The sequence below is a fragment of the Bradyrhizobium sp. F1.4.3 genome (assembly GCF_040548375.1).
In the GTDB taxonomy this organism is placed as follows: domain Bacteria; phylum Pseudomonadota; class Alphaproteobacteria; order Rhizobiales; family Xanthobacteraceae; genus Bradyrhizobium.
Window position 1 is genome coordinate 393,108 of the sequence record NZ_JBEPRN010000004.1, and the last position, 24,484, is coordinate 417,591.

18 protein-coding genes and 6 pseudogenes are annotated in these 24,484 nt (G+C 58.5%); 12 read left to right on the forward strand and 12 right to left on the reverse strand.

Annotated elements, in window-relative coordinates; translation table 11 throughout:
- Positions 1–4: 4 nt before the first annotated feature.
- Together ABIB73_RS16095 and ABIB73_RS16100 are read right to left on the reverse strand one after the other, a co-directional pair.
- Positions 5–1,084 carry an ABC transporter substrate-binding protein gene (locus ABIB73_RS16095; RefSeq protein WP_354225318.1) on the reverse strand — a complete coding sequence of 360 codons (1,080 nt, stop codon included), beginning with the start codon at positions 1,082–1,084 and terminating at the stop codon, positions 5–7.
- A gap of 47 nt (positions 1,085–1,131) precedes the next feature.
- Complete coding sequence (locus tag ABIB73_RS16100) at positions 1,132–2,319, reverse strand: ABC transporter ATP-binding protein (protein WP_354225319.1); 1,188 nt, start codon at positions 2,317–2,319, stop codon at positions 1,132–1,134.
- Between the two features lie 562 nt (positions 2,320–2,881).
- On the opposite strand from ABIB73_RS16100, the gene ABIB73_RS16105 reads away from it, so the two are divergent.
- Entirely contained in the window at positions 2,882–3,448 is a 567-nt protein-coding gene (locus ABIB73_RS16105) for a site-specific integrase (RefSeq protein WP_354225320.1), read from the forward strand.
- A 5-nt stretch (positions 3,449–3,453) separates the two neighbouring features.
- On the opposite strand, the gene ABIB73_RS16110 is transcribed toward ABIB73_RS16105, so the two are convergent.
- The 3 genes from ABIB73_RS16110 to ABIB73_RS16120 form a co-directional block, all read right to left on the reverse strand.
- Positions 3,454–3,657, reverse strand: a complete 204-nt coding sequence (locus ABIB73_RS16110; RefSeq protein ID WP_354225321.1) for a hypothetical protein — start codon at positions 3,655–3,657, stop codon at positions 3,454–3,456.
- Positions 3,658–3,925: 268 nt separating this feature from the next.
- Positions 3,926–4,339 (reverse strand): hypothetical protein, encoded by a 414-nt coding sequence (locus ABIB73_RS16115; protein ID WP_354225322.1) that lies wholly within the window; start codon positions 4,337–4,339, stop codon positions 3,926–3,928.
- Positions 4,340–4,537: 198 nt separating this feature from the next.
- Positions 4,538–5,236 (reverse strand): hypothetical protein, encoded by a 699-nt coding sequence (locus ABIB73_RS16120; protein ID WP_354225323.1) that lies wholly within the window; start codon positions 5,234–5,236, stop codon positions 4,538–4,540.
- A gap of 772 nt (positions 5,237–6,008) precedes the next feature.
- Here ABIB73_RS16120 and ABIB73_RS16125 point away from each other — a divergent pair.
- On the forward strand, positions 6,009–6,488 hold the full coding sequence (locus ABIB73_RS16125) for a hypothetical protein (protein WP_354225324.1): 480 nt from the start codon (positions 6,009–6,011) through the stop codon (positions 6,486–6,488).
- Positions 6,489–6,840: 352 nt separating this feature from the next.
- On the opposite strand, the pseudogene ABIB73_RS16130 reads toward ABIB73_RS16125, so the two are convergent.
- Both ABIB73_RS16130 and ABIB73_RS16135 read right to left on the reverse strand, forming a co-directional pair.
- Positions 6,841–7,206, reverse strand: a pseudogene (locus ABIB73_RS16130) (transposase); the annotation flags it as partial.
- Positions 7,207–7,376: 170 nt separating this feature from the next.
- Positions 7,377–7,598 carry a hypothetical protein gene (locus ABIB73_RS16135; protein WP_354225325.1) on the reverse strand — a complete coding sequence of 74 codons (222 nt, stop codon included), beginning with the start codon at positions 7,596–7,598 and terminating at the stop codon, positions 7,377–7,379.
- Positions 7,599–8,098: 500 nt separating this feature from the next.
- Here ABIB73_RS16135 and ABIB73_RS16140 point away from each other — a divergent pair.
- Together ABIB73_RS16140 and ABIB73_RS16145 are read left to right on the forward strand one after the other, a co-directional pair.
- Positions 8,099–8,488 (forward strand): annotated as a pseudogene (locus tag ABIB73_RS16140) (transposase); the annotation flags it as partial.
- A 403-nt stretch (positions 8,489–8,891) separates the two neighbouring features.
- Positions 8,892–9,077, forward strand: a complete 186-nt coding sequence (locus ABIB73_RS16145) for a hypothetical protein (protein ID WP_354225326.1) — start codon at positions 8,892–8,894, stop codon at positions 9,075–9,077.
- Between the two features lie 685 nt (positions 9,078–9,762).
- Here ABIB73_RS16145 and ABIB73_RS16150 read toward each other — a convergent pair.
- Complete coding sequence (locus ABIB73_RS16150; protein WP_354225327.1) at positions 9,763–10,029, reverse strand: hypothetical protein; 267 nt, start codon at positions 10,027–10,029, stop codon at positions 9,763–9,765.
- 689 nt (positions 10,030–10,718) lie between these two features.
- Between ABIB73_RS16150 and ABIB73_RS16155 the strand changes: the two genes are divergently transcribed.
- Together ABIB73_RS16155 and ABIB73_RS16160 are read left to right on the forward strand one after the other, a co-directional pair.
- On the forward strand, positions 10,719–10,856 hold the full coding sequence (locus ABIB73_RS16155) for a helix-turn-helix domain-containing protein (protein ID WP_354225373.1): 138 nt from the start codon (positions 10,719–10,721) through the stop codon (positions 10,854–10,856).
- Positions 10,857–11,124: 268 nt separating this feature from the next.
- Positions 11,125–11,337, forward strand: a complete 213-nt coding sequence (locus ABIB73_RS16160; protein WP_354225328.1) for a helix-turn-helix domain-containing protein — start codon at positions 11,125–11,127, stop codon at positions 11,335–11,337.
- Positions 11,338–11,427: 90 nt separating this feature from the next.
- Here ABIB73_RS16160 and ABIB73_RS16165 read toward each other — a convergent pair.
- Both ABIB73_RS16165 and ABIB73_RS16170 read right to left on the reverse strand, forming a co-directional pair.
- A pseudogene (locus ABIB73_RS16165) lies at positions 11,428–12,363 on the reverse strand (transposase family protein); the annotation flags it as partial.
- Between the two features lie 351 nt (positions 12,364–12,714).
- The gene (locus tag ABIB73_RS16170; protein ID WP_354225329.1) at positions 12,715–13,860 is read right to left on the reverse strand and encodes a redoxin family protein; all 1,146 of its coding nucleotides are present in this window, start codon (positions 13,858–13,860) and stop codon (positions 12,715–12,717) included.
- A 785-nt stretch (positions 13,861–14,645) separates the two neighbouring features.
- Here ABIB73_RS16170 and ABIB73_RS16175 point away from each other — a divergent pair.
- The 3 genes and pseudogenes from ABIB73_RS16175 (at position 14,646) to ABIB73_RS16185 (ending at position 16,820) form a co-directional block, all read left to right on the forward strand.
- Positions 14,646–14,915, forward strand: a complete 270-nt coding sequence (locus ABIB73_RS16175; RefSeq protein ID WP_354225330.1) for a nucleotidyl transferase AbiEii/AbiGii toxin family protein — start codon at positions 14,646–14,648, stop codon at positions 14,913–14,915.
- Positions 14,916–15,125: 210 nt separating this feature from the next.
- Positions 15,126–15,388 (forward strand): annotated as a pseudogene (locus tag ABIB73_RS16180) (helix-turn-helix domain-containing protein); the annotation flags it as partial.
- Positions 15,389–15,537: 149 nt separating this feature from the next.
- Positions 15,538–16,820 (forward strand): annotated as a pseudogene (locus tag ABIB73_RS16185) (NAD(P)/FAD-dependent oxidoreductase).
- 270 nt (positions 16,821–17,090) lie between these two features.
- Here the strand turns inward: ABIB73_RS16185 and ABIB73_RS16190 are convergent.
- Positions 17,091–17,386 (reverse strand): annotated as a pseudogene (locus ABIB73_RS16190) (tyrosine-type recombinase/integrase); the annotation flags it as partial.
- Between the two features lie 1,943 nt (positions 17,387–19,329).
- On the opposite strand from ABIB73_RS16190, the gene ABIB73_RS16195 reads away from it, so the two are divergent.
- Complete coding sequence (locus ABIB73_RS16195; RefSeq protein WP_354225331.1) at positions 19,330–20,655, forward strand: DUF3422 family protein; 1,326 nt, start codon at positions 19,330–19,332, stop codon at positions 20,653–20,655.
- Between the two features lie 1,290 nt (positions 20,656–21,945).
- Here ABIB73_RS16195 and ABIB73_RS16200 read toward each other — a convergent pair.
- Complete coding sequence (locus ABIB73_RS16200) at positions 21,946–23,184, reverse strand: cytochrome P450 (RefSeq protein ID WP_354225332.1); 1,239 nt, start codon at positions 23,182–23,184, stop codon at positions 21,946–21,948.
- 406 nt (positions 23,185–23,590) lie between these two features.
- Between ABIB73_RS16200 and ABIB73_RS16205 the strand changes: the two genes are divergently transcribed.
- Entirely contained in the window at positions 23,591–23,749 is a 159-nt protein-coding gene (locus ABIB73_RS16205; protein ID WP_354225333.1) for a hypothetical protein, read from the forward strand.
- Positions 23,750–23,994: 245 nt separating this feature from the next.
- Positions 23,995–24,315 carry a YecA/YgfB family protein gene (locus tag ABIB73_RS16210; RefSeq protein WP_354225334.1) on the forward strand — a complete coding sequence of 107 codons (321 nt, stop codon included), beginning with the start codon at positions 23,995–23,997 and terminating at the stop codon, positions 24,313–24,315.
- The last annotated feature ends 169 nt before the right edge of the window (positions 24,316–24,484 follow it).

The following is a 24,484-nucleotide window of genomic DNA, read 5'->3' on the forward strand; positions in this document are numbered from 1 at the left end:
AGCCTCAGCCCTTCTTGCCGCCCATCAGCAGCCACTCCTGGAAGCGCTCGGAAATGGCGGCATAGTTCTTACCCCAATAAGCGAAGTCGCGGATGGTGAGACCGGCGAGGTTCTCGGGCAGCGTCGGCAGCACCTTGGCGCGTTCCGGCTTGATGAAATTGTAGGCCTTCAGATTGCTCGGCCCGTTGGCGACGATATTTGAGTAAGCCGCCTGCCGCTCCGGATGCACGCAGAACTTCACGAACTCACGCGCCTGCTTCAGCTTCGTCGTGCCCTTCGGGATCGACCAGCCGTCGACCGAATAGAGACCCTTCCAGACGATGCTGACCGGCGAGCCGGCTTCGATCGCGGCAAAGGCCTGCGCCGACCAGGTGTCGGCCATGTCGACTTCACCATTCTGCAGGATCTGAGTGTTCTGCGCGCCTGCGGTCCACCAGACCGCGACTTCCGAGCGGATCTTGTCCAGCATCGCAAAGGCACGATCGACGTCGAGCGGATAAAGGTCCTTCGGCGCCACGCCGTCGGCGAGCAGTGCCGATTCCAGCACGCCCTTGGGATTGCGGTACAGGCCGCGGCGCCCCGGAAATTTGGTGGTGTTCCAGAAGTCCGCCCACCCCGTCGGGGCCGCGGCCTTGTAGGTGTCAGTCCGGTAGGCCATCACGATGCCGTAGGCGGAGAAGCCGAACCAGTTCGGCATCAGCGCGCCCGGAATGAATTCGTCGTCCGGTCCCTTCGAAATCTCGAGCGGCTCGAGATAATCCTTTTCGCTGGTCAGGCGCAGCACGTCATCCGGCGTCACCATGCAAACGTCCCAGAGCTTGGTGCCGGTGTCGACAATCACCTTGAATTGCGTCACCGGATCGGACTCGTGGACAACGCCGACCACTTTGATGCCGGTCTCCTTCTCGAAGGGGTCATAGAAGGCGGTGCGGATCGCATTACCCGGCGCACCGCCGACATCGGCCACGGTGATCTGCTCCGCGGCGGATGCCTGTCCGGTCCAGATCGCCGGCAGCGCGAGACCTGCGGCCGCAGCGCCGGTGGTTTTGATAAGCTTGCGTCGCGAGATCGTGTTGGTGGACATCCTTGGTCTCCGTAATGCGCGAGATCGAGTTGCGATGATGGCGTAGGTCAGGTGACGGGGGGTGCGCCTTCCAGCAGGCGGGCATGAGTGCGATCCCAGCGCATGAAAATCGGTTCTCCGATCGAGACCGGTGGCTGGCCGGCGGCGCGGCGCGTCGTCATCAGGTTGCCGCTGCCAAGCCGCACCAGGAGACGCGTTTCGGAACCGGCATAGATGGTCTCCTCGACATGCCCGGTGATATAGGCGTCGTCGCGCGCGCACAGTTCGAGCTTCTCGGGACGGATCACCAGCGCGGCCTTGCTGCCCGCTGCCACCATTTGACCCGGCGGCAGCGGCACGCGGCCATCCGGCGTGTCGAAGGTGCCGTCGGCGGCGACCTCGCCGTGGATCAGGTTCGAAGCGCCGATGAAATCGGCGACGAACGTGCTGGCCGGCCGCTCGTAGATCTCGTCGGGCGCGCCGAGTTGCTCGATTCTCCCGTCGTTCATCAGGCAGATCCGGTCGGCCAACGCCAGCGCCTCTTCCTGATCATGCGTGACGAAAATGATGGTCGCGCCGGTCTCGCGATGCAGGCGTTTGATCTCGATCCGCATACTGTCCCTGAGCTTCTTGTCGAGCGCCGACAGCGACTCGTCCATCAGAATCAGAGACGGCCGGTAGACGAAGCAGCGCGCCAGCGCGACACGTTGCTGCTGACCACCGGACAATTCGCGCGGGAAGCGCTTGGCGAAGTCGGACAACCCGACCATCGCAAGCGTCTCCTCCACCCTGTTTCGCAGTTTCGCCTGGGCGAGCTTGCGCATCTGGAGCGGAAAGGCGACGTTCTCGTACACCGTGAGATGTGGGAACAGCGCGTAATTCTGGAAGACGACACCGATGTCGCGCTTGTTGGCCGGATTGTCGGTCTCGTCTCGACCGTCGATGACCAACCGCCCGCCGGATGGTTCGACCAGCCCGCAGATGATCTGCAGGAGCGTCGTCTTGCCCGACCCCGACGGGCCAAGCACTGCCAGCAACTCTCCCGACATCACCTTCAAGTCGAGCGGCTTGAGTACGGTCGAGGTGCCATAGGTCTTGGAGACGCCGCGGACATGCAGCTTCACCTGCGGGGCAGACTGCTCGGCGGAACTGGATGCCGGGACTTCATTGGCAGCACCGGACCCGGAACGCCCAAATATCCGAAACGCATCGGTACGATCGTTTCGAAGCGGCGGGAAGGTGCGAATCGCGTCCATCATCGGTCCTGTGAGATCTAGCTTGAGCGAAGTAAGCTCTGCCGAGCGGCCACGTGTAAACTACAAAATCGAAGCGCCTTGCCGACACCAGACCGGTCGGTCACATGCGGATTTGTTGGGCGATTCCTGATGATAGCTTGGTCGTCTGGCTTGTTTCGCAGTCATGAAATGACATGCGGCCTGCGATCACTGCACGATGAGACGTGTGCTGCCGTTGCCGGCAAAGGAGGAGCCATGCCACGCGCACAGACGCCCCTGCCCGGCCAAATCGGCCGTGGACCCGCCCCGAAAATCGTTGCAAAAAGGCGCTCCCGAGGCACCGGCGGCCGGTCGGCCAAGCCTCTGGAAAACGTCGACTTTTGGATGAATGGTCGGAGTGGCAGGATTCGAACCTGCGACCCCTGCGTCCCGAACGCAGTGAACATCTTCTAAGGTGTTGATTTTTCTTACTTCGACAGGTGTTTCCGTCTCGTTTTGTTCACGGTCGTTTCACCCAATTCGTTGCGATATCGTTGCGGCGCTTTGGAATGAGAACGGCGCTCGCTGAGACATCGAGCCGGGCATGTGTCAAGCGATCCGAGTAGGTTCAAAATCGACACCACTAGATCCGCTCGGAGAGGGAAGCATCCGCAGCGGTTTCCAAACGCGCTTTAAAGCGGATCGTGCCTCGTCGGGGTTCGAGTCAGGAGAGCGAATCATACGGTCCCCACCCAGTTCGAGCCTTTGTTTTCAAAGACTTACCGAGCCCCATGAACGCATCCAGCTCATCAAGCAAGCGCTTGCAGGGAGACTGTACGAGGACAGCCCTTACGTCTTCCCCTGGACCCGCGGCAAAGGCGACAAGCCCATTGACCGGCACGCCCTGTCGCAAGCCGTCCGCCGACTTTGGCTGAAGCTGAAGAAGGCCGAATGGTCCCCGCACGATGCGCGCCGGTCAGCCACGACCTGGGCGCGGGCCATGGGTATTCCGCGCGACACGACCGAGGCGCTTACGCATCATGCCATCGTTGGCAGCGGAAAAACCTATTACCGTTACGACATGCAGGCTGAGAAGCGGCAAGCGGTTGATGCGATTGCAGAGTATGTATCCGGCGCACTGCATCGGAAGGCAATTGCTGCGGCGGCTTAGTGCAATCACGCGGCAGCGTATGTCAAAAACTCGTTCAGCACGTGTTCTTTGATTGCCGCGGGCTCCCGCTCACCGCGCGAGACAAGCCACAAAACGCGCTCCGCGACCTCTACAGCAGAACGGTGCTTTTGCCGAATGAACGTCTCGCTGGCAAGGATTTCATCTAAAATATTGCGAAGCATCTGCACTGTAGCTGCATCGTACGCCATATGCCGAATATCCCAAATGTTAGAACAACACTCGCGCGCCAAGGTTGGCTTACTTCCCCGTCCAGTCCGACCTGCAATTTTGCGGAAGGGTATAGACTATACGGTTTTTTTTGCGAGTTTGTGACATCGCGATTTGGCTTTTCGGGAGAAGCGCCGGTGCGCAACGGAACGTAGCCTGACAGGTTGGCCCGCTCAGCCGGGTACTAAATGGGTGTGTAGCACTCAGCCTGTCTTCTTTCACGTTCCCGCCTCTTTGGCTCCTGACGGTCTACCAACCTCGCACTGCCTTGCGAATCAAGTCGAGAGGATCGAAGTCGTCGGACCTCGTGTTCATCGCGCGTTCGGCAAGCCTGATCGCGAATTCGTTGCACGACGATTGCTCCGCGTCAGCATCGGTGCGGAGTTTGTTGCCGAAGTAGTCGTTGGGAGCGGTCCTCGCCCTCGTCACGCGCTCATGGACCGTCTGGCACTGCTCGGTCTTGTATCCCTCATATCCTGCAACGCCGACGGTGACCACGACAACGAGTGCCAGGAACGCGAGCCCAAGCCCCGCTCCGATAATCCCCACTATCACCACGCCGGTTGTGATCGAGTGCCAATTTCGCAGGATCAGATAGAATATGACGGCGAGTGCGACAAAAGCGATCAGCAGATCGAGCGCCTCGCTTCCGGTGCTGCCCAAGTTCATTCGAAGATGTCCCTACCCATGATTTCCTAATAACAGCTCGTCACAACTAACCGGCCTTCCCGCCATAAATCTATCCAGCTCATTCGCGGCTTTCGCTCCACAACGATAAGGCAAGCTGTCGTTACCACAGCAGAGCCAACAGGATAAATCCGGCTCGCATCTAAATCCAATCAGGCGAGAATAATCCGCCCGTCAAACGACGGGCGTCGGCTCCCTCAAACGAGTAGCCAGCACTTCGAAAAACTCCAGTGTATGGTTGAATACTCTAGTCGCTGGATTTTCTTCGTAGGTCTCTCTCGCGTGTGCTACACGTACCCGCCAAGCATCCTTGAAATATGTGAACTGCACCGCAGCCTGTGAAAAGAACTTTAGTTGGTCGTCCCTGTGTTGCCTTGGTTGCAAGGATTTCATGGCCTTTATCTTGACCTCTGACTGATCCAGGATTTGCTGCCACTCCGCTAGCTCTAGTGGCTTATCCGGAAAGCTAACTCCTAGCTCGCTTCCAAGAACTCTCACGCCAATTTCGGCGGCACGCATTGAGTGAAAAACAGCAGCGGTGAATAGGCCGGAGGCGAGGCTATTTCCTGCCGCGACAAGTTCTTTCGAGGCATGGGGGAATGCGACAGTGATCGTGCTTTGCAAAATCAGTTCATAAAACTTGGCTAGATGATTTGGGACGAATAGGAACAAGTGCGATTTTAGTTCGGCAACAAACGCCGATATCAACGCATCAATTTCACCAGCTGTCTTTGGTGGAATCTCGATTGCACGTTCCGCAAGAGTAGCTGTGACTGGAAGCGCAAGCTCTCGACATTTTTTTGCCAGCGATTCAAAATGCTGACTTGGAAAACTCTTGCTGCTCAGCAGAACGCGCCTCTGGCGCGGTCTCAAGCAGGGTTTCTATTGCTGCGTCCTCACCCGGAGTTGTCATGGACCAGCGATGTTCGATCGCTTCCAGCTTTCTCGCACCCAAACAAGATCAGTTCCGATCAGCACATAGTCGTAAGCATGAATTCGAAGCATATCGCACAGGCTCCATAGTCTGCCGGGTGCAAGCATGGCGGCAGGCTTACTCAAAGTAGTCTCCCGCCCTTGGGCGCAGGCGCGCCTTAGAACATAATGAGAACGTAGCGTAGGCGGGTCAAGCTAGAAAACGTCAATGTCGGAAGCTCCCGCGCCGCCGTTCTCAGCACACGGCACGGTTGGAAGCCGCCGCCGATCAAGCAATCGCCGCTTGCGGCGGCGGTGACGCGCGCGAAGCTGTGAAGGCGCTGTTGATTGCCAATGAGTACCTAGAGCGCGAGATGGAGACCCGGGTTTCACACGGATACACGGAAGGCGTAAAGCACGGTAGGTTCAGCACTTACTCCGGCTGATAGCCGGTGTGCTGTTGAAAAGCTTTATGAATCCAGCAAAGGCTATAAGACATGGTCAATAACTCCGACTCCAAATCGCCCAGACAGATGGCGCATGATGGCGTTAGCTCCACGAACTTGGGTGCAAGCTTAGCGCAATCGGGTCCCTCAATTCTGGAAAAAGGTGTGTCCTCATCGAATTTGACAACGGCGCTGGCTAGTCGTCCGGCGGCTCAGACCCAAACAACGCAGCCAAATCCAGCGCCCGCACCCACTCCGTCCGCACCCAAGAGCTGATCCGAACTGCCTTGTCTGCATCCGAGCTGCTTCCCTACGTGCAAGTGGGCGGCACGGTCGCTGCCGCCGCCGGTTTGTTCGTTAATGCGTATCAAGCCTGGAGGACTCGAAAAACAGTCACGCTCCAACACTTGCAGGACTTCCTAAAAGCGATGAACGAACGTGAGGCCGCGCTTGCAGCGAGCAAGGACGATGGGCCGAAGCAGCTACATGCGTTCATCGAATTTCTAAACTTTCTCGAAATCTACTCGGCGGCCATCAATGCGCAGCTGTTCGTCGGCGTGGCGCGCGAAATCGTTCAAGATAAAATTCTGGACTCCATCGTCGTACTGGAACACTCGCCGCACTGGCACGAAGAAATCGAGAAATCGATTACAAGCGAGACGACATACAAGCATCTGAGGCGTTTCGTGAAAACGAACAGGAGCACCATTGCCGCTCGAAAGCACGCTTCAGCTCAGGCCCTCGTGGGGTCTCCTTCCAGCGCGTGACGGACGCTCGACGTCGGGACCACCCGGCAGCGCCTCCGCGATCATCAGCATGAAAGAACCGCACGCCCTTTCGGTGCATGCGGTCCAAGGCGTCCACCGGACTAAACGACCAAGCCTCATCAGTCGTTTCCGTCAGCCTTGTTTATCAATTCAGCTTTTGTGAGCGGCCTGCCGATTCGCTCGCCAGTATTCGCGTCGGTACGCTGAAAGCGTTCCCCATCCATGGATCGGACTCGTTGTCCGCGATCTTCTAGCGACTTGCTTGCTGCTTTGGCTGCTTTGGCTGCTTTGGCTGCTTCGTCGTCCCGTTTTCCCCATTGACCTATTCCTGTTTAATTAGAGCAGATTCCGATCAGGTTGAACTGTATCCTGCGGTCATGAAGTAGTTGGCGCATTCGGTAGGGGTGAATGCTCTGTAGGCGTCGGCGATTGCGGCTTCGAGGGTGTCGACGGTCCTGGCTGCGGCTTTGCGCAGGCTCGATTTGAATTTAGCAAAGGCGTTCTCGATCGGATTGAAATCGGGCGAATAGGGCGGCAGTAGCAGAAGGCTGGCGCCGCGGACCTCGATTGCGGCCCGGACGGCAGCACCTTTATGTGCCGGCAGGTTGTCCATCACGACGACGTCGCCGGGATTGAGGGTAGGTGCCAACACCTGTTCGACATAGGCGAGGAAAGCGACGGCGTTCATTGGTCCGTCGAGCGTCATCGGCGCAGTCAGGGTCCGACCCGCAGAAGACCTGGAGCGACGCTTTCGCGCACCTTCGCTGCATCCATCGTCGGTGTATTGAAGGCAGCCTCGACCTCGAATGCCAGTATGTCAATGATCCCGCCAACGACATCCTCGCCGTGCGCCGATCGAACTGAAGCAACGAAGGGCAGGGATTTTAGTTAGGAAACACGCTCGACAACGACCTGATCGTCGCGATGCGAGAGCAGTTCCTGGATGTGATGCCAGCTCAGGAGTAGAACGTTGTTGCTCGCATCGAACGCGCGCTGAAATTTCTCCGCGGCGCACCTCCGCTCGCTGTTCATCGATGCGCGATCACGGGCAATATCTCCGAGGTGCGATGAATCGAGCGCGATAAATCTGGGTGTGAGGAGCAGTTGCATTGCATAGAAAACCAGGCGTCGTGGTGCTATCGCGCCCAATCGAGCAGAATTCCCACATTCGGACTATGAGAGAATCGGCGAAGCTCTGACTATACTGCCACGTTCGCGGTTTCGGGTGAATTCGCGCCGAACGGCGATCGTTTCCCCGACAGTTCGAAAGGGATCCTCTTGACGGTCCCTTGGGAACCACGAGCTCAACGCGAGGCGCGCCATGCAAGACCCTACCAGCCAATTTACGCTGACCTTCGAGCAACAGGATACGATTGCGCATCTGGATCGCCTGTTTGGCTCATACTACATCCACCGCGCATTCTCGACGTTGTCGCTGAGACGAGCAGTGCGCAGCGCGAATGTTCCGGACGTCCTCCGCCTGTACCAATCGCGGTCCTTTTTGGAAGCATGCCTGTTCGGTGGCCCCAGATGAAATCCCCGCCGCCGCAGGGTGCGCTGGTCTGATGGACCCGTCGCCACAGCCGACTATCAGCCGTCAACAATTGCAGAAGGTCCCCGCCGCCAGGACGATAGCGCAGTTGCTGACAACGAAGCGCGACCACCTAAGCAAGGCCGAGACCGTAACGGTTGCCGCTATTGAACAAAGCGTTCCTATGCTGGCCGATGCCCACGCTCTCGTTGGCCGCTTCCACGCGATGATCCGAAACAGGGTCGAGATCGAGCTCGAACCTTGGATAGATGAATCCAAGCGGAGCCTCATTGGCTCGTTCGCGAATGGCATCGCCAAACATAAGGGCGCGGTGCACGCGGCTATCACGCAACCATGGTCCAATGGCCAAGTGGAAGCTCAGATCACCAAACTCAAGCTGGTCAAACGGCAGATGTACGGGCGCGCTAAGCTCGATCTCCTTCAGGCTAGGCTGATTGGCGCGCCATAAAAACAAACACGATCATCGAATATGCGTCAGAGCCCCGATCCGGCGCGTGCGCCCCACCCACAACAGAGGTCGTCTCACCCAACACGAACAGCTCGGCCCTCGCTCGATCGACGTTTGGCTAGTCCCCCGACGGCGCACGCCGGCTGGCTTCCCTCACAGCCCCAAGCAGCCGGGCGCCGCCAGGGACAATCCTGTCGCTGCCCTGCCCTGATCTGCGTCGCCCTCATGCTCGGCTGGTTCGCCGCTCTGGCCTCGGTGGTGTACGAGCGCGGGCTCAGCCGCAGCGATTGTGGGGTCGACGTGCGACTCGACACGCCTTCCCAAAGATCAGCCGTGGTGGCGCGTCGGATTGCGCCTTTTCTACTCGGCATGTGCGCCGCAGGATCTGTCATCAAACATCGCAATGAAACTGGTCACCGAACGCGCGTTCGCCGATCCGGAAGTCGCCGCTCGCCATCTCGTTCAGATGGCGTCCGGCACTGGGCCGGTACAGGACGGCGGTGTCCACATCGAGAAGATCAATTATCCCTTCCTCTACACACTTAAGGGAAACGGCGCAGAGTTCGGCGCCGGCATGAGGTGCGGTTAAGGAAGGAGAGCTGAATGAGAGCGGCACATACGTTCGGCTGCCCGACGCCCGCCGAGGATCTGCTCCGTCAGTAGATGAGCGTGAAGGACAACCACGCCGCGAGAGAGGCGTCGCAAAGGCAAATAGCAAGGTAAGGCAATGCAAGCCGCATCGGGATTCCCCTCCGAAACGCAGATATCGATCATCATCTCGTGCGGGGACGAGACCACCAGGAATCAGGGGTTACAATCGAGCGCCCTCCGGCAAGCCGGCGGCACCTTTCCAATGGAACATAATGCACGATAGCCGCATTTCGGTTGCTACGAAATTTAGCTATCAGCCAAGAAAAGGTTAGCGGTAGATTCTCCGAACCGGGGCTGGCCCCATATTTCACTTCGATATGTAACCCGGCTTTTTTGACCATGCGCGGGCCGCAGCGATCTAACTTCCCGCGGCGGCCTTTGTAGGTGCGGTTAAGCGCCGAGGAGGTTGGCGACTTCTATGCTCGCATCACCATCTTCCGGGATATACCGCGTTTCGACGAAATTGCGGAACTCATCAACCGGCGCCTGATCACCGCGCCAGAGCCTCTTCGAGCGGCTTGAGGGATGGTGGCTGAATCAGATTATAGAGTTTCCGAGCAGCCACGTACCGAGCCGATCAGGGTTCAGGAGGTGACGGATAGTCGCGCACCGCATCGACAGGATTAGAGTGGGCGGCCGTCGACGTAACGCCATTTCAGCGCGTGGTTCGGATCCCGCCGCCACTGCTCCAGCGCGCCGGGCGTGCGCCGGATAACCGCCGCGGCCTCTAATGCCGTCAAATTAGAGCTGCCCGGCAGCGTATTGATATCCGACGTCGCGGGCGGCGGCATGCCACGGTTCTTGCGATGGCGCTTCGTGGTACGCGGAATTATCCGATTATTTGGCGATCCTAATGCCTCGATCGGAGTCTTTTCGCCCTCGCCGCTCATGCCTCCGCCCCGAACGATATTCGGTATGCTATGGCCGCTGGATAGCTGTGGCGTACAAATAAGACGGATTGCACCCCTTTCTGACGCGCTCCGACATCACGCGATACAAGCGAACGGTGCGGATCACGAGATGGATCTAGCATCGCGCGGCGACATTCGAGTCAATAGTGTCGCCCAAGCACCGTGGTCCACAAAGCGTTGATGACTTTGATTTTGGTCGATGTCCGTTATCAACTCATCCAGTATCAATGAGCCGTCGAGCGATTTACGCGAACAGAACCAGTCCTCCACGCCATTTGCGGCAATGCCAACAACCTCTGCCTTGGAGCCGCGACCGATGTAGCTGGGTCCGCTCCGCCTCCTCCGTGGGATAATGCAGAAAGCCACGCTGGAGCAAGCGCGGGACATAATGCTGGCGCTTGCCAGCTATGAGGAAACCTATCGCAGGCCTAACTTAGGTTGCGGACGTCAAGGGTGCCGTTGTTGCAACCACTGCTGTCGCTTTTACGACGTATGTCGCAATCGCTTCGACAGCCGATGGTTCTGCAGTTGGATCGGCAGCTGATTGGTGCTCCAAGGTTTGTGTTGGCAGGAGAGTTTGCGATCTCCGTCGCGTGGTTTGGCATTTGCTGATCGCCTTACAGTCGTCTCGGCTCCAGGAGAAACACATAGTCGACGGGCAAGTCGTTGTGCTGTCCGCACGAGAAAAGCAGTGCTTGCGTTGGGTAGAGGAGGGCAAATCATCCTGGGAAATAGCGGTGATATTGAGCATCAGCCGGAACGCCGTCGATTTTCGCATCAAGAACGCTATGCGAAAGCTGAAGTGACCACCCGAAATGCTGGCGCCTACCAGCCATGAGGAGACCTATCGCAGGCCTAAAGCAGGTCGCGGACGTCAAGTGTGCCGTTTGTTGCAACCATGCTGTCGCGCTTACGACGTATGTCGCAATCGCTTCGACAGCCGATGGTTCTGCAGTTGGATCGGCAGCTGATTGGTGCTCCAAGGCTTGTGTTGGCAGGAGAGTTTGCGATCTCCGTCGCGTGGTACGGCATTTGCTGATCGCGTTCCAGTCGTCTCGGCTCCAGGAGCAACACATGATCGACGGGCAAGTCGTTAAGCTGTCCCCACAGCAAAAGCAGTGCTTGCGGTGGGTAGAGGAGGGCAAATCATCCTGGGAAATAGGGGTGATATTAAGAATCAGCCGGAACACCGTCGATTTTCACATCAAGAGCGTCATGCGAAAGCTGGAAGTGTCCAGCCGAATCCAGGCTGCCATCAAGGCGCGCCGCCTCAAGCTTTTGGACTAGGGAGTGCTGCTGCTGTCAACTTGTGCCGACGGCACGTATAACATCCGGTGCTATGACTACTCCATGAGATGGGATCCGCATCTGCCGAAATTAGCGGCCCGTTGTGAGCGCAGCGGTATAGTTAGTCGGCCGTGAAGAATCCTGATTGGCAGGCTGATTGACCGTGGATTTCGCGAGGGTGCCGATGATTTGCCACAACAAGAGCCAGAGCCACCAGATTAGGCGGCGGAAGTTATCGCCGACGGCGGCGAGAACGGCGTTGATGGTGTTACCTTGGCGTTAGTTGCGGCCGATGCGGTGCTCGGATTTGAGGTGGCCGATGACCGGCTCGATGGCGGAGCGCCGTCGCAGCTCGCGCTTGGTCTGTGGCGTCACCCGCCGCTTCTGTCCTGAGATGAACACCCTGAACTTGTAATCGGGCGGGGCGCCGTGGCAGCAATAGCCCTTGTCGACGAGAGCACGCTCGATAGTGTTGCCGATCAGCGCTTCCATCTCTGGGATGACGGTTGCAAGTGTGTCGGCATCATAGGGGTTGCCGGGCAGCGCCTTCACATGGGTCACGAACTGCCCGCCGCGGGCCGGCGCCAGCGTGGTGGCGACTGAGACCTTGACACCGAACTCGTAAGGCCGGTGCGCGTTGCCCTTGCCGATGCACTGCACCTCCGTCGCGTGCAGCGAGTAGAGGTTCGGGCCACGCTGGCGCCGATTCTGCTCAAGCACTTGTCGCGCCCGTGCCAGCATGCGCTCCAACACGATCCCACCGAGCAAGTCGGCGTTGGCGCCGTTTGCGGCCTATGTCGCGGATGATGCGGCCGAGATAGGTCCTGAGTTTTCTTCAAGGGCCTGTTGTCGCGCTTGAACTGTTTGGCGTGGGAGTAGCGCTGGTGCTTGATCAGCGCGATCTTGCCCACCGTGGCATAGGACTTGCGCAGCTTGACACCATGTCGCCTCGCCAGCCGGATCAATCGCGGGTGCGGTTCAGCAGCTTGGCATCGGCATCACATTCTTGGCTTGCACCGTCGTTTCGTTCCCCTGGTTGCATCGCTTCCTCCGATGCGATCAGGGAATCTCGCCTTGCGATTCGACGGAATCCTCAAAGATGAAATTGCAAGCTTTTGTGCAGTCAAAGCCCGAAAGCTTGCAATCTCAAAGTGGATCTCGCCCGGAAATCGATTCTTGATCAACCGCTTGGACGGTTCTTCACGAACGACTAACTAGACACCCAGCAAAGACGGGCCGTAGGGCGTCGCATCGCTTGTTGTGGGCTAGGCTTTCCTTGTGACTTGCGTGTTGCAATCGCTCTGAAATGGTTCTGCTGGTCGCGAGCGCTTCGAAGGCGCATAGCCCCGATTGTGCATCTGCGATTAACATCGCCCTTCATGTCTCCTCCTGCGGCTGCACTTTGGGAGCTCCAGGAAAGTTTTCTTGCGGAACCGAACAAGATCCGCTGCAACAAGCCTTCTCGCCCCTGTAGTTGGCCAAGGTTTGGAGCAGCCGCGGCATATAATACTGTTTTGCAGGTTCCGGCACGATTTCCGGATCGTCTAGCCATGCCATTGCCCGCTCGATCAGCTCGATCGCGCGTTGCTTGTCACCACTCTCGTAGTAATACTGAGCGACCACTCTATAAGCATGAAAGGTGGGGCCGCCGCTGTCTTGCACTGAATTGAGGATATGTTCCGACACATCCTTGCCGATCGCAAAGCGCTCGGCACGCGGAAGGTGGGCCTTATCGTTCTCCGGATCAAAGAGTTGCTCCATCACGGCAATCAGTCCAAACACAGCGTCTGACCGTTTCTCAATCGCATCTTGAACCAGTTGGCGCAAGACCTGGAACCCGGTCGCCGTGTCGCGCATTTGAAGCAACAGACCCGCCTGAATTTCGCGGAAGTGTCGATCGTCCGGCATCATGGCAATGCCCTCTTCGGCCGCTGAGAGCGCTGCCGGCCAATCCCTTGCTTCCATAGCCAATCGAATTGTCCGCCGGATTGAGTAAAAGCGCTCTGTGCGTTGGTCTTCCGCAATCCGTTTCGCATCAGCGGCTTTAGCTTCATCGCTGCTGCGCCAAGTGCCGTTGATAATTTTCGGCAAGACGTGGGCGATGTCGAGCGGATCACCGATAAAGGCAATGTGGCGGTCGCGGTCGACGATGAACGATCTCGGAACGCCGGGAGAAGAGCTGGCATCCATCCAAAGCTTGTTCATTTCGCCCGTACTGTCGAACCCGATTCGATAGTTCAGATTTGAGAACGTTTCAGTCAACCATGCGTCCAACTTGGTGCGCGCCTCATCCGCCGTTGGTGCTTTTTCATAAGCTGCGACTCCGACGACCTCAAGCCCCTCGTCTTTGTATTTTGCTTGCAGCTCTATCAGATGGGGCATCGCCTTCACACATGGGTCGCACCAACTTGCCCAAAATTCGACGATGTACACTTTCCCTGGCTCGAAGTTCGTGAGGGGCTCGCCACGCAGCCAGTTCTCGACTTTGAGCGAAGGAGCGGGGGACTCGATGTATAGCGCCATGATTCAACTCCAAAGCTACCTGTTGCGCGACCTTGTCGCTGCACCCCAATAGCAATCACCGTGCCAGGCAGTCCGCGCGCACTAGGCACATGACAACGCTTTGAAAAACATCCACACGCCCAGTAAGGTCCTATGTATGTAACCCGACAAGCTGCGTCGGCGTCGGATTTCGGGCACGCATCGCGACCTTCGTGCCGCCAGAAGATCGTCTTGCGAATGCGCATCGCGAGCCGCGCTGCGCCAGTAGGAGGTACGCGAGAAGCCGGATGTGATGCCCGCTGACCGACAAATTCCAAGGGTCAGAGCGACGACGAACTCGCCTCCCTTTTAGGATCGGCCGGTCCGTTGGTGAGATGCGCCCTCTTTCCAAGCCATTCGCAAGCTGGCGAGGAACAAGTCGAACGGCGGGGCCGCAGTACTTGGATCGCCCGCCGATTTCACGTCGGTAAGGTCGGTAATCTGCGATCTCGTTCGTCTGGCATGTCCCCGCATTTTGCGACGAAGCCGCTAGGATACGTAAGCTTGAAGAGCTAGCCGCCTGCTAACCCCTGTAGGGCCCCTAAAGGCAACCGGCCAGATTCTTCACCATAAATTCGGCACGTCCATGCTGATGGCGATGGCGTTGCTGGCGAGCATGCCAGCGGGGCGCGCCACTCGATCGGTTGATATCTTCAGCCAGCCGTCGTTCCGCGTTGGCGGCCTAACCCGGCAGACGCTCCACTTATCAACCCGGAGAATTTGTCAGACAACCGGGACCAGCTCTGGTTGCGCTGCTGATCGAGACCTTGCCAATCGGTGCGGCGTTAAAGGATTTTGCTCCCAAAGGCGGGACTGCGATCAGTCTATTCGTGCGCGATCTGCCGCGTTTTGTCAGTCGATATCGACCTGAGCTCGCCGGCCGGCGGGAATCGCTGGCCGCGATCGATGCGGGCATGAAAAGAATGGCTATCGCCATTGGCAAGGGAATTCCCGACGTTAAGGTGAATAAGTTCGGGAACCGCGCGGAAAGCATCGTTACCAAGATCCGTGCTTCCGAACGTCGAGGAAGGCTCTGATTTTACGGAGACACAAGTCGCCTCGTTTTCCGACCTCTACGCGGGAAAATCGTCGTCGCCTTTGACCGCAACTTCCTCGCGATTTTTTGATACCCGCGATCTTCTGGCGAATGAGGGCATCAGCGACGACCTGAGGAGCGCTTTCATCGTCTATTCCAGCTCGATCTTTATGGCGATTGAAGCTTCAGGAACGTTATTGCCAGGCGGATAGACCACATGTTGCTGCTGGGTCGCAAGACGGCGATGGAGCGTGCTGCAGCCTTCCTGCTCGAAATGGATCGCCGCCTCGCCGTCCCCGGCATGAAATGGCGCTGCTGATGTGTCGGCTCGATATCGCCGACTATCTGGGCCTCACGCTCGAGACCGTGTCGCGCACGCTCTCGCAGCTTCACGCAAAGGGCATACTCGGCTTCTCGGGCGCTCGCCAGATCGTGCTGTGCAACCGCCAGCACCTGCACAATCTCGACGCCTGATCGCTTTCACCCGGCCGATGTTTCTCCCCCGCGACTTGGCCCGATGGCGACTATTCATTAAGCCCCGAGCATGATGTACTAGAGAGGTCCGCCAGAGCTTACCGGTATTCACCATAGCTGCTGGACCTCGGGTCGATCAAGATTGGCGGATGCGAAACAGTAGACGATCACACGGACTGTGGGCGCTGACTGCGCCACCAGCGCCTGAAACTGCTCCCCTTACCGCCGAACTGCAGCGGATATCGTCGTGATTGGCGGTGGATATACGGGGCTGTCGGCGGCCCTTCATCTTGCTGAAGGAGGAGCGCGTGTCGCGCTTTTGGAGGCGTCTGAAATAGGATTCGGCGGCTCCGGGCGGAACGTCGGGCTCGTGAATGCGGGCATGTGGCTCATGCCTGACGCGCTTCCGGACGCGCTCCGCGCGCCGTTTGGAGAACGGTTGCTTGAACAACTCGGGCGCGGACCGCAGACGGTGTTCGAACTCATCGAAAAGCACGACATCGAATGTGAAGTGGAACGTGCCGGCACCTTGCATTGTGCGGTCGGACGTAGGGGCCTGGAGGAGATTGAGGCCCGTGCCGAACAGTGGCAGAAGCGTGGAGCGCCCGTCTTCGTGCTAAATGCGGAAGCAACACGCAGGAAAGTAGGCGGTGGCGACTACACCGGCGCGCTGCTCGATAACCGCGCCGGCACCATACAGCCATTGGCCTATGTGCGAGGGTTAGCGCGGGCCGCGCTTGCGATGGGAGCCAGGATATTTACGCAAAGCGAGGCCATCACGGCGCAACACAACGGTTTGCGCTGGAGAGCCGGCACCGAAAGCGGATCTGTAGAGGCCGACTGGGTGGTCGTCGCGACGGATGCTTATGGCAAAGGACTTTGGTCTGAGGTACGCCAGGAACAGATTCAACTGCCTTATTTCAACTTTGCCACGCCTTCTCTGCCCGACGATCTGAGAAAGTCGATCCTGCCTGAGCGGCAGGGTGTGTGGGACACTCGAGAGGTTCTCTCTTCATTTCGCCTCGATCGCTCCGGGCGACTCGTGTTTGGCAGTGTTGGTGCGCTTGAGAGAATGGGGCAATCTATTCACCGGGCCTGGGCCCAAAGATCGCGGCGCAAGCTTTTTCCAGGACTTCGGGGCGTCCAGTTTGAAGCCGGCTGGTTCGGCATGATTGGAATGACGTCGGACAACTTGCCCCGGCTTCACAAGCTGGATCGCAACGTCATCGGTTTCAGCGGCTATAACGGCCGCGGAATCGCACCAGGCACAGTGTTTGGCAGTGTTTTGGCTTCGTACGTATTGGGGCAGATCGCGGAGAACGATTTGCCGTTGCCGGTCAGTGCCGTTGAACGCCGGCGGTTTCGTGTAGCGCAGGTAGCCTTTTATACGGCGGGCTCCCAGCTTGTTCACCTGATGGATTCCTGGCTCTGATCACCCTAGCAACTCGGTTGGCACTCTTTTTCGCAGCAGTATGGAACGATGCCGCGCGATCTGAGTACCGATGCCATCGACGACATGTATGATTGACCGAGCGAACGAACGAGTAATTACGTGGCAGTCCTTCTCTGCCGCGGAGTTGACGTCGGCACGAAAATGGGCTTGGGATGGCATGAAGAAAGCTGCTTCCGATATGTGAATCGGCGATGGCAATCACCTCGGAGGACAGCTCATTCGGCGCGCTGGAGGCGGCACAAGAAGAGAGGCCGTCCCACGCTTGCCGGTCTTGGCGATCTGTACCGCAGCCATAATCTGCCGTCGCGTCAGGTCCCCTACGCCGCTATCGGCGTGATCCTTAAGCCCGAGCCGCAGCGCCGACATTGCTGACTTCCAATTGATGACTTGACGTTCGGTCAAGGACGTCTGGTAGGGACCACCTTCAACAGTGAGGGTCGCAAGCGTGGTGCGCTGCTTCTTGCCGCCTCGCCCTCGGGCTTCGCGTCTTTCCGGTCCAAGCCCTTGAAGACCTCGCCTGCGGCGATGGTGGCGGCTTTGCGACATCTCCTCGTCCCGATCTGTGTTTCGCTGGCCGCTACGCGCCGCGGCTGTCAAGGGTGGCCAAAGGCCCATCGGGGCGGCTCGGGCGATATCGCCACGCGCTTTGGCCGGTGGCCATCCGTCAAAGGCCGCTAAGCTGCTTCAATCGCACAAATGATTGCCGTGCAGATACAAGGGTACCCAGCGCAAGACCCTCGGCGCGTGGCCCAAGTATAATGAGAACGCCGCGCGCGGCCCGGCCGAACAGGGAGATGGCCACAACGAAAAACCTTGACGCATCGCCCCGTACAAGTCCTTTGACCCCTTGCAGACGCGCGGCGCCTATTGCTGCGATCTGTCTTCAAGCTGCCGGTCGCGGAGCTCCTCCGACACGAAACGCTCCGGCCGCTACCATGCCTCGTCATTGTCGCCGCGGAATGCTGAACACGACGCGCTGGGATGTTGTATCGATGGCAGCAGTCTGCACCAGCGTGACCATCTTATGAAGGCCGCCGATAATCAGGATCTGCGCCGGCCTATGACGCCGCGCGCAGCCGATCGCGCACCGCCGGTCCCTCGCTCGGACAATCTGGTGGCGGCACGAGCTCAAAACGGCAGTCTGCCGTGACATCGTCCCCCAGCCCGGTCATGAAAGCCCGCAATCGCTTTTCATGAACGGCCAGATATGTGGCGATCGTGGTGAGTGATCGACCAAATAATGGCGGATCACAGCTACGGCCGGCGACTCTCGTGAGCGGAGCGTGTGGACGAGGCAGTGATCGCTAGCGGAAATCTGCGCCTGTCAGGACAAAGAGCCAATCACGACTGAATGCGTTGGGCGGGCTTCTCGGCGCTATCGCCGCAATTTCATTGATGTCAGCTCTGTTCGGATCGAGCGCACCGAACGGCCTCTTCGATGGAAGTGCCTCCCTGCAATAATCGGTCAAGTCGCGACGCTTGCGCTACTCTGCGTGTTGCGACAAAGAGAGGACGGCGAGCGCTCTGGGTCCGTGATCCAGTCATCCTCGCTCGATGTGACGTTATCAGCGATCGGCAAACCTTCCGCGGGTCCGGGCGCGGTCACTCTCCCCGCTCTGCATCGACAATTCCGACGACAGCGTGGCCGCTCAGACAATGGCAGCGGCCGGGCAGCGATCATCTTGCCGAAACAGGCAATTTCCTGTGGCCTGCGCCACCGGCGGATTCTGTCAGAATACAAGCGCGCTTAATGTCTGAAACCCGCCTTCGACTATGTTCGAAAGCCACATTGCGCAAGGAAAGACGCGAGCGTGCCCCTTCTATCGTGCTGGCCCAAATCCTGCAGCGGCTCTCCGCGCCAGGAAGTTTGGCGGCGGCAACAGGATAGGAGTCGTTTTTGGGCATCGATCTGTCAATCGAGAATGCGGTAGCCGCACCGGAGGTCGCGTGCCTGCACCCCGCTGGGAGAACGGAAGACGCTGCCGCTTGCCACCGCCTCGCGCGGCGTCGGTCATGTCATCGAAAACATGTTCGCAGAAGAGGGCCGGCGCATCCTTACTTGCACGGGGCAACCCTTCGGTGGTGGGCGATGTCCGTGGGATTCGGAGACAAACAACCATGTCCACGTCGATCTAAGCATTCGTCGGACAGTGCCGCACGCCACTGCCGACGTCGCGGAACGGCCTGCTGGCGCACCGCTACACGCATTGATCCACAATGCCGACATTTCGCCATAGACACCGGACCGTACCCGACAGACGTCGTTGACGGCGTCAGTCGAAGCCTGGCCGAGGCTGTTCCGCCTCAATTTGCTCGGCCTGATCCTGCTCCCGCAAGACCTCTTTCCCAATCTCAAGGCGACCTCGGTATCGATCTCGACATGACTTGAACGGCGCGTTGCCACACGCACCCGGTTTCCGGCACCGCCGATGCCTCTCGCGTCAAGGCTGACGGTTGCTTTCTCAACTCTGAAGCGAGGCGTCAATAGATGATCGATGAACTGGATTTGCGAACCTTCAAGCCGCATCCGCAACGCGACGCCGTGCTCGGCGAAGTGCACGCGCGCCCTTTCACGCGCCTTGTCTCGCCATTCAGCGTGATCCACTTCGCTGTTCTTGCGCAAGGCGAGGCGGCCGCAAGCGATCGCTGCCGTTTTATCGATTTCTGCCTGGAGCGCAATCTGCGGCCGCCTAAGCAATCGGCGAAACATCATCAGATTGTCATCGGGCCCGCTATGCTACGCTGGGAGCAGCATTCGGAATTTACAACATTCACCTGGATCTGGAGTAACACCAATGGTCCTGCCGCTCACCAATTCAGGAATGTTGATGATACCGTCCGATCGCTGATTCGGGCGTTGCGGCAGACGGGTCAATTGCTGGTCGCGATCAGGTTAGAAGTGGAGCAAGGCGCCGCGCCGACCAAGCGCGCCGAACAGATTTTTGACAAGAATAGCCTGGCCATGATTGCCACAAAGAGCGGTGCAGGCGTTGTCGCCTCAGACTTCCGCGTGGACGAAAACGGCTTTACGAAAATCCTCGTCTGCGACCTCGGAATGACGTCGCACGATCTCGGAGCGCTGGTGCAACGGCTCTTGGAAATCGAGACCTACCGTCCGTTGGCGCTGCTTGGCCTGTCGGCGGCCCTTGAGCTTGCACCCTCTGTTGATCGCATCGACCGCCGTCTTGTTCAAGCGCTCGAAGAAATGCAAAGCGGTGAGGGGCTGCAATTCAACAACCATCTGCTTGCCGAGCTGACGGCGTTGGCCGCCTCCTTCGAAAGAGGTGCGACCGGTGGCCTGTTTCGCTTCGGCGCCAGCAGGGCCTATGACGAGCTGGTCCAATCGCGACTATCCATCATTGAAGGCAATGACATCTCGGGTTATCCGAGCTGGTCGTCGTTTCTGGCGCGCCGCATGGCGCCGGCGATGCGGACCTGCGCGACCGTGGAGGAGCGTCAGGCGGCTCTGTCGGTCAAGCTCGCGCGTGCCGCCGATCTTTTGCGAACCCGTGTCGACATCGAAATCGAACAACAGAATCATGACCTGTTGCAGGCTATAAATGAGCGCACGAGGCAGCAACTTCGGCTGCAGTACACGGTCGAAGGATTGTCGGTCGCGGCGATTGGATATTACGTGGTCAGTCTGTTTAAATATCTTGCCGAGGGCGCGCACGATGTCGGATTAGGAGTAGATCCCTCGTTCCTGACCGCAGTCTTCGTCCCGATCGCCGTGGGCGTGATCTGGCTGGTGAGTTACAAGATCCGAAAGCGACACTTCAAGCACGACGACGCGCCCTCGGTGGCTCGTAACTAATGCCCCTTGGGGAATCAGCGCGTCCGTCCTACGAAGCTCGCATAGTCGAGGTACGACGCTGCCGGTAGAGCCTCGACGGGTGAGCCGCTATATGCGCTTTAATTGATCGGGAGGGGGACGTCTCGCGACGCCACCCTTCCCTCACCACCTGGCATACACGGGTCCGTACCTGGGCTGTTCGACCGAGTGAAGCTGGCCGCGGAACCAATATTCGGAGAGACCGCGAGCGTCAAAGAAGTGATTGCGCAGGGCGTGCTGCACCGCTGGTGCCCGGACATTCGCCAGAGCCCCGGCGGCAATCGATGCGGCGAACTTCGCGATGCCGAGGCGGCGAAGCTCCATGAATCGCTTGTGCCGAGACTGCCATTGTCGCCAGAGATACATTCGCTGTCTTCAGTGAATCCAGGCTTCCAAGTTTGTAAGCACGCCAGATTCAGGCCCCTGGAATTGTCGCCCTTGGCGCATCTGCCCGCCGGTTGATGCCGGCATCGCCCGCACGTGGCGGTGGGCGCCTAGCAGGCTGCTGAAATATCTACGCCAAAGATAGACTGCCAACCCACCTTGGCGAAACGGTTCGATGCGCGGGAGCGACGTGTTCATGGAGCAGCTGTTCACGATGAAGCGGTTGGAGGATTTCGTTCCAAAGCCGCGCCAGTCGCGGTCGCCCTTGATGGCGACGCTCGAATGCTACGAGCCTTCGCTCGTCGCTTGGAGCATCCTTTCGCGCACAGCGAATGTTTTGATGACTGTCGACGACGAGGACGCAATCAGCGTGATGAAACGTCTGGCAAATCCGAGGGCTAGCTATCGCTGTAGTTGCAGGCGAAAGTGGTGGTGTTGGCCTCGCAGCCGTACTGCAGGCTACTTCTGACCCGACCTTGGTGGCAAGATTGGTCTTGGACCCAATTGACGGGTCTTTCTGATCAACACCGAGGGCGCGACATATCCTCTCGTGTACGAACAGCTCCTCAGTGCGACGCCAGCGCAAGTGACCGCAAGAATATTAAACGGGCCAAGAACATCGTCGGCCCAATTTCCCGAGCTCGTGCGGCGCGCGGCGCCAAGCTCTCCAGTAACAACGATGCGACAATCGGCGGCGTGACGTATCGGAACGGCCGGCCAGGGTCTTCGACCGGATAACGACGCTGTGGCCCTGTCCGCACTCTTCGAAAAAACCACAAGCCCTCAACGCAACGCCGGTGAACTTACCCAGACAACTGGTCTCCACCAGGCCGTGATCCTAACCGCCGGTTCTGCACGACCAGTGTTGAATGTCGCTCGCAACCGAGACTAACCTGGAATCTGCACCGGCAGTGCGGAATAACCGTGCACAAAATTAGATTCAACGCGCTCCGGTTCCCCGACCACCTTTACCTCCAGAGATCGTTTCAGCATCTCCTCCCACAGGATTTTCAGCTGCAGCTCTGCGAGATGCCTACCCACGCAACGATGAATCCCAAATCCAAATGAGAGATGTTGTCGTACATTGTCTCGATCAATGATGAAGCTGTCAGGGTTCGCAATCACTTCGTCGTCTCGGTTGCCAGAGATATACCACATCACAACTTTATCGCCTCGCCTGATTTGCTTGTGGCCTATCGTCAAATCGTCCACAGCCGTCCGGCGCATGTGCGCGATAGGCGTTTGGTATCGTATAATCTCGGATACCGCCCCGGGCAGTAGCGAAGCATCATCTCGGAGTTTTCGCAGTTCGGACGGATTTTGGCTCATGAACAAGACGCCACCTGTGATTGAGTTGCGCGTTGTATCGTTGCCTCCAACAATCAGCAGAATGAGGTTGCCCAGGAACTCGCGCGGCTCCATGTTTCGCGTCGCCGGCGAATGCGCCATCATCGAGATCAGGTCAGCGCGCGGCTCGCAATTGACCCGTTCGCTCCAAAGCCGTGTGAAATAGTCAAGGCACTCCGACAGCACCACCTTTCGCTTTTCCCAGCTGTCGATCTGGTCGCCCATTTGTGGCGTCAAGGCAGCTACGTCCGACCAATAGGTCAGCAACCGTCGATCCTGAAATGGAAAATCGAACAGCGTGGCCAGCATTTGGGTCGTCAACTCGATCGAGACCCTGTCGACCCAGTTGAAGGTATCATTGCGCGGCAAACCGTCCAAGATCTTCTGAACCCGCGAGCGAATCAAGCCTTCAAGATTCGCCAGATTCTCCGATGCCGCTATCGGACTGATAGTCTTACGCTGCTGAGCATGGACAGGAGGACTCATTTTGATGAAACTGGGGGTCCAATACTCCTCCGGCGGGTCGACAATTGTGACGCTTCGCTCTGATGAGAATATTGTGTGATTTGAGTCCACGGCTATGATGTCGCGGTATTTTGTTATCGACCAATATGGTCCGTATGGGCTGTCTTCGCAATAATGGACGGGATCTTCCCTTCGCAGCCGCTCGAAATAAGGCCAGACGGTATCATCCTTAAAGCGCTTGGGCTCGCTTACATCAAGGCGGCTCAGCGGGATGTCAGCACTTTCGCAAGCGTTCTCTGCCGATAATGCTATCATGGTTGCCTCGCGGAGATTGGCCTGCAATTTTGCTTGCTCAGCTGAGTGCGCTCTCTAGAGTTCGCTGGAAAGCTCGGTCGAAACACAACGAGCTTGGGCGGTGCACTAACAATGTGTGACGCATGTCCATGGCTCGGGTTCGCGAGAGCTCTGAAATCTGAAATCATGTTACGGCGAAGTTGGGTCGACCTTGGCTCGGCCCCTGTCGATGAAGAATAATGGCAAAGCGAGCGAAGCTCTCCTATCAGGGCTGGGAGGTGTACGAACGCGTGTTTTTGTGGTAGTCAATTCAGGAGGCAAGCACTCGCAGCTATGGCACGCAGCCGCTTATCCTCATTCTCTCGGGGAGGCACGCCCTTTTTGCAGCGAAGGTGGCGCCGAGAGCTGGGCGACCCTGGAGTCGATCGTGAACACAGCAAAGCTCCATGAGCTCGACCCGCAGGTCTGCCTGACTGACGTGCTGGAGCGCGGCGCCTCCGGGGGAACCAAGAACCATCAGCGGCACGAGCTGCTCGCCTGGAACTGGAAGGCCGCCCGCCAGCGCGCTGCGCAGGCCGCTGCTTGAGCCCACGTCGCCATAAAGCGTCGTCGATGACCGCCGCCCCGATTGCGTTGCTCGAACGATGGCTCCGGGCTCGCGTTGATCAGCATCCGGCCGCCACAAGTCTTCTAATGCTCGACGGTCACGTCGCCGCGATCGTGGCCGGACCGATGTCATGAGCCCGCTCGACTGGATCTGGCCGCTGCTCCATTGATGCCGATGCTTTCAACCACGGCGGCACCCCGGAGTTTGCCGCGATCTCCGCCGTTGTGCTGCGCCATAACCAGATCAGCCAAATCCTTTCGACCAAGCATCGCCAGTTCAAGCCGATGCACCGCCGCAAAACCAATGGCGACGTCGATCCGCGTCCTTGGTGTGAGGATTTCTATGCCGCGATGCGATTCAAACTATCGACGTGGGCGCCATTGCTGGACGCCAGCAACGTAGATCACGGCCTGCTTCTGCCTATTCTGCTGCACTGTGCCGACGATCAGGGACAGCCGCTGCTCGGAGCACCACAATGCGGCCGCGAGACGCGGCGCGCCTACGCCGATATTCCGCCGCCCGTCGAGGCCATCCGCCAGTACTAGATGCCGATCCGTTACGCGCGCGCCCGCTGATCACCGCAAACGTGGGACCTCGGCTTTTCCTCGCACCACAGGATCGCCACCGGCTTTCATCTCAGGCGTGATGGTTGCTTCCTTGCCGGGTCACGGGCGATCGTCTAGGGCGGCCAGCGGGCTATCGCCTAGCGCTCGC

Bases quoted from the DNA above. Each gene is read 5' to 3' on its own strand.
- ABIB73_RS16095 (WP_354225318.1), bottom strand. From the start codon at position 1,084: ATGTCCACCAACACGATCTCGCGACGCAAGCTTATCAAAACCACCGGC.
- ABIB73_RS16100 (WP_354225319.1), bottom strand. From the start codon at position 2,319: ATGGACGCGATTCGCACCTTCCCGCCGCTTCGAAACGATCGTACCGAT.
- ABIB73_RS16105 (WP_354225320.1), top strand. From the start codon at position 2,882: ATGTGTCAAGCGATCCGAGTAGGTTCAAAATCGACACCACTAGATCCG.
- ABIB73_RS16110 (WP_354225321.1), bottom strand. From the start codon at position 3,657: ATGGCGTACGATGCAGCTACAGTGCAGATGCTTCGCAATATTTTAGAT.
- ABIB73_RS16135 (WP_354225325.1), bottom strand. From the start codon at position 7,598: ATGCAACTGCTCCTCACACCCAGATTTATCGCGCTCGATTCATCGCAC.
- ABIB73_RS16145 (WP_354225326.1), top strand. From the start codon at position 8,892: ATGAAACTGGTCACCGAACGCGCGTTCGCCGATCCGGAAGTCGCCGCT.
- ABIB73_RS16150 (WP_354225327.1), bottom strand. From the start codon at position 10,029: ATGAGCGGCGAGGGCGAAAAGACTCCGATCGAGGCATTAGGATCGCCA.
- ABIB73_RS16160 (WP_354225328.1), top strand. From the start codon at position 11,125: ATGATCGACGGGCAAGTCGTTAAGCTGTCCCCACAGCAAAAGCAGTGC.
- ABIB73_RS16170 (WP_354225329.1), bottom strand. From the start codon at position 13,860: ATGGCGCTATACATCGAGTCCCCCGCTCCTTCGCTCAAAGTCGAGAAC.
- ABIB73_RS16195 (WP_354225331.1), top strand. From the start codon at position 19,330: ATGATCGATGAACTGGATTTGCGAACCTTCAAGCCGCATCCGCAACGC.
- ABIB73_RS16200 (WP_354225332.1), bottom strand. From the start codon at position 23,184: ATGATAGCATTATCGGCAGAGAACGCTTGCGAAAGTGCTGACATCCCG.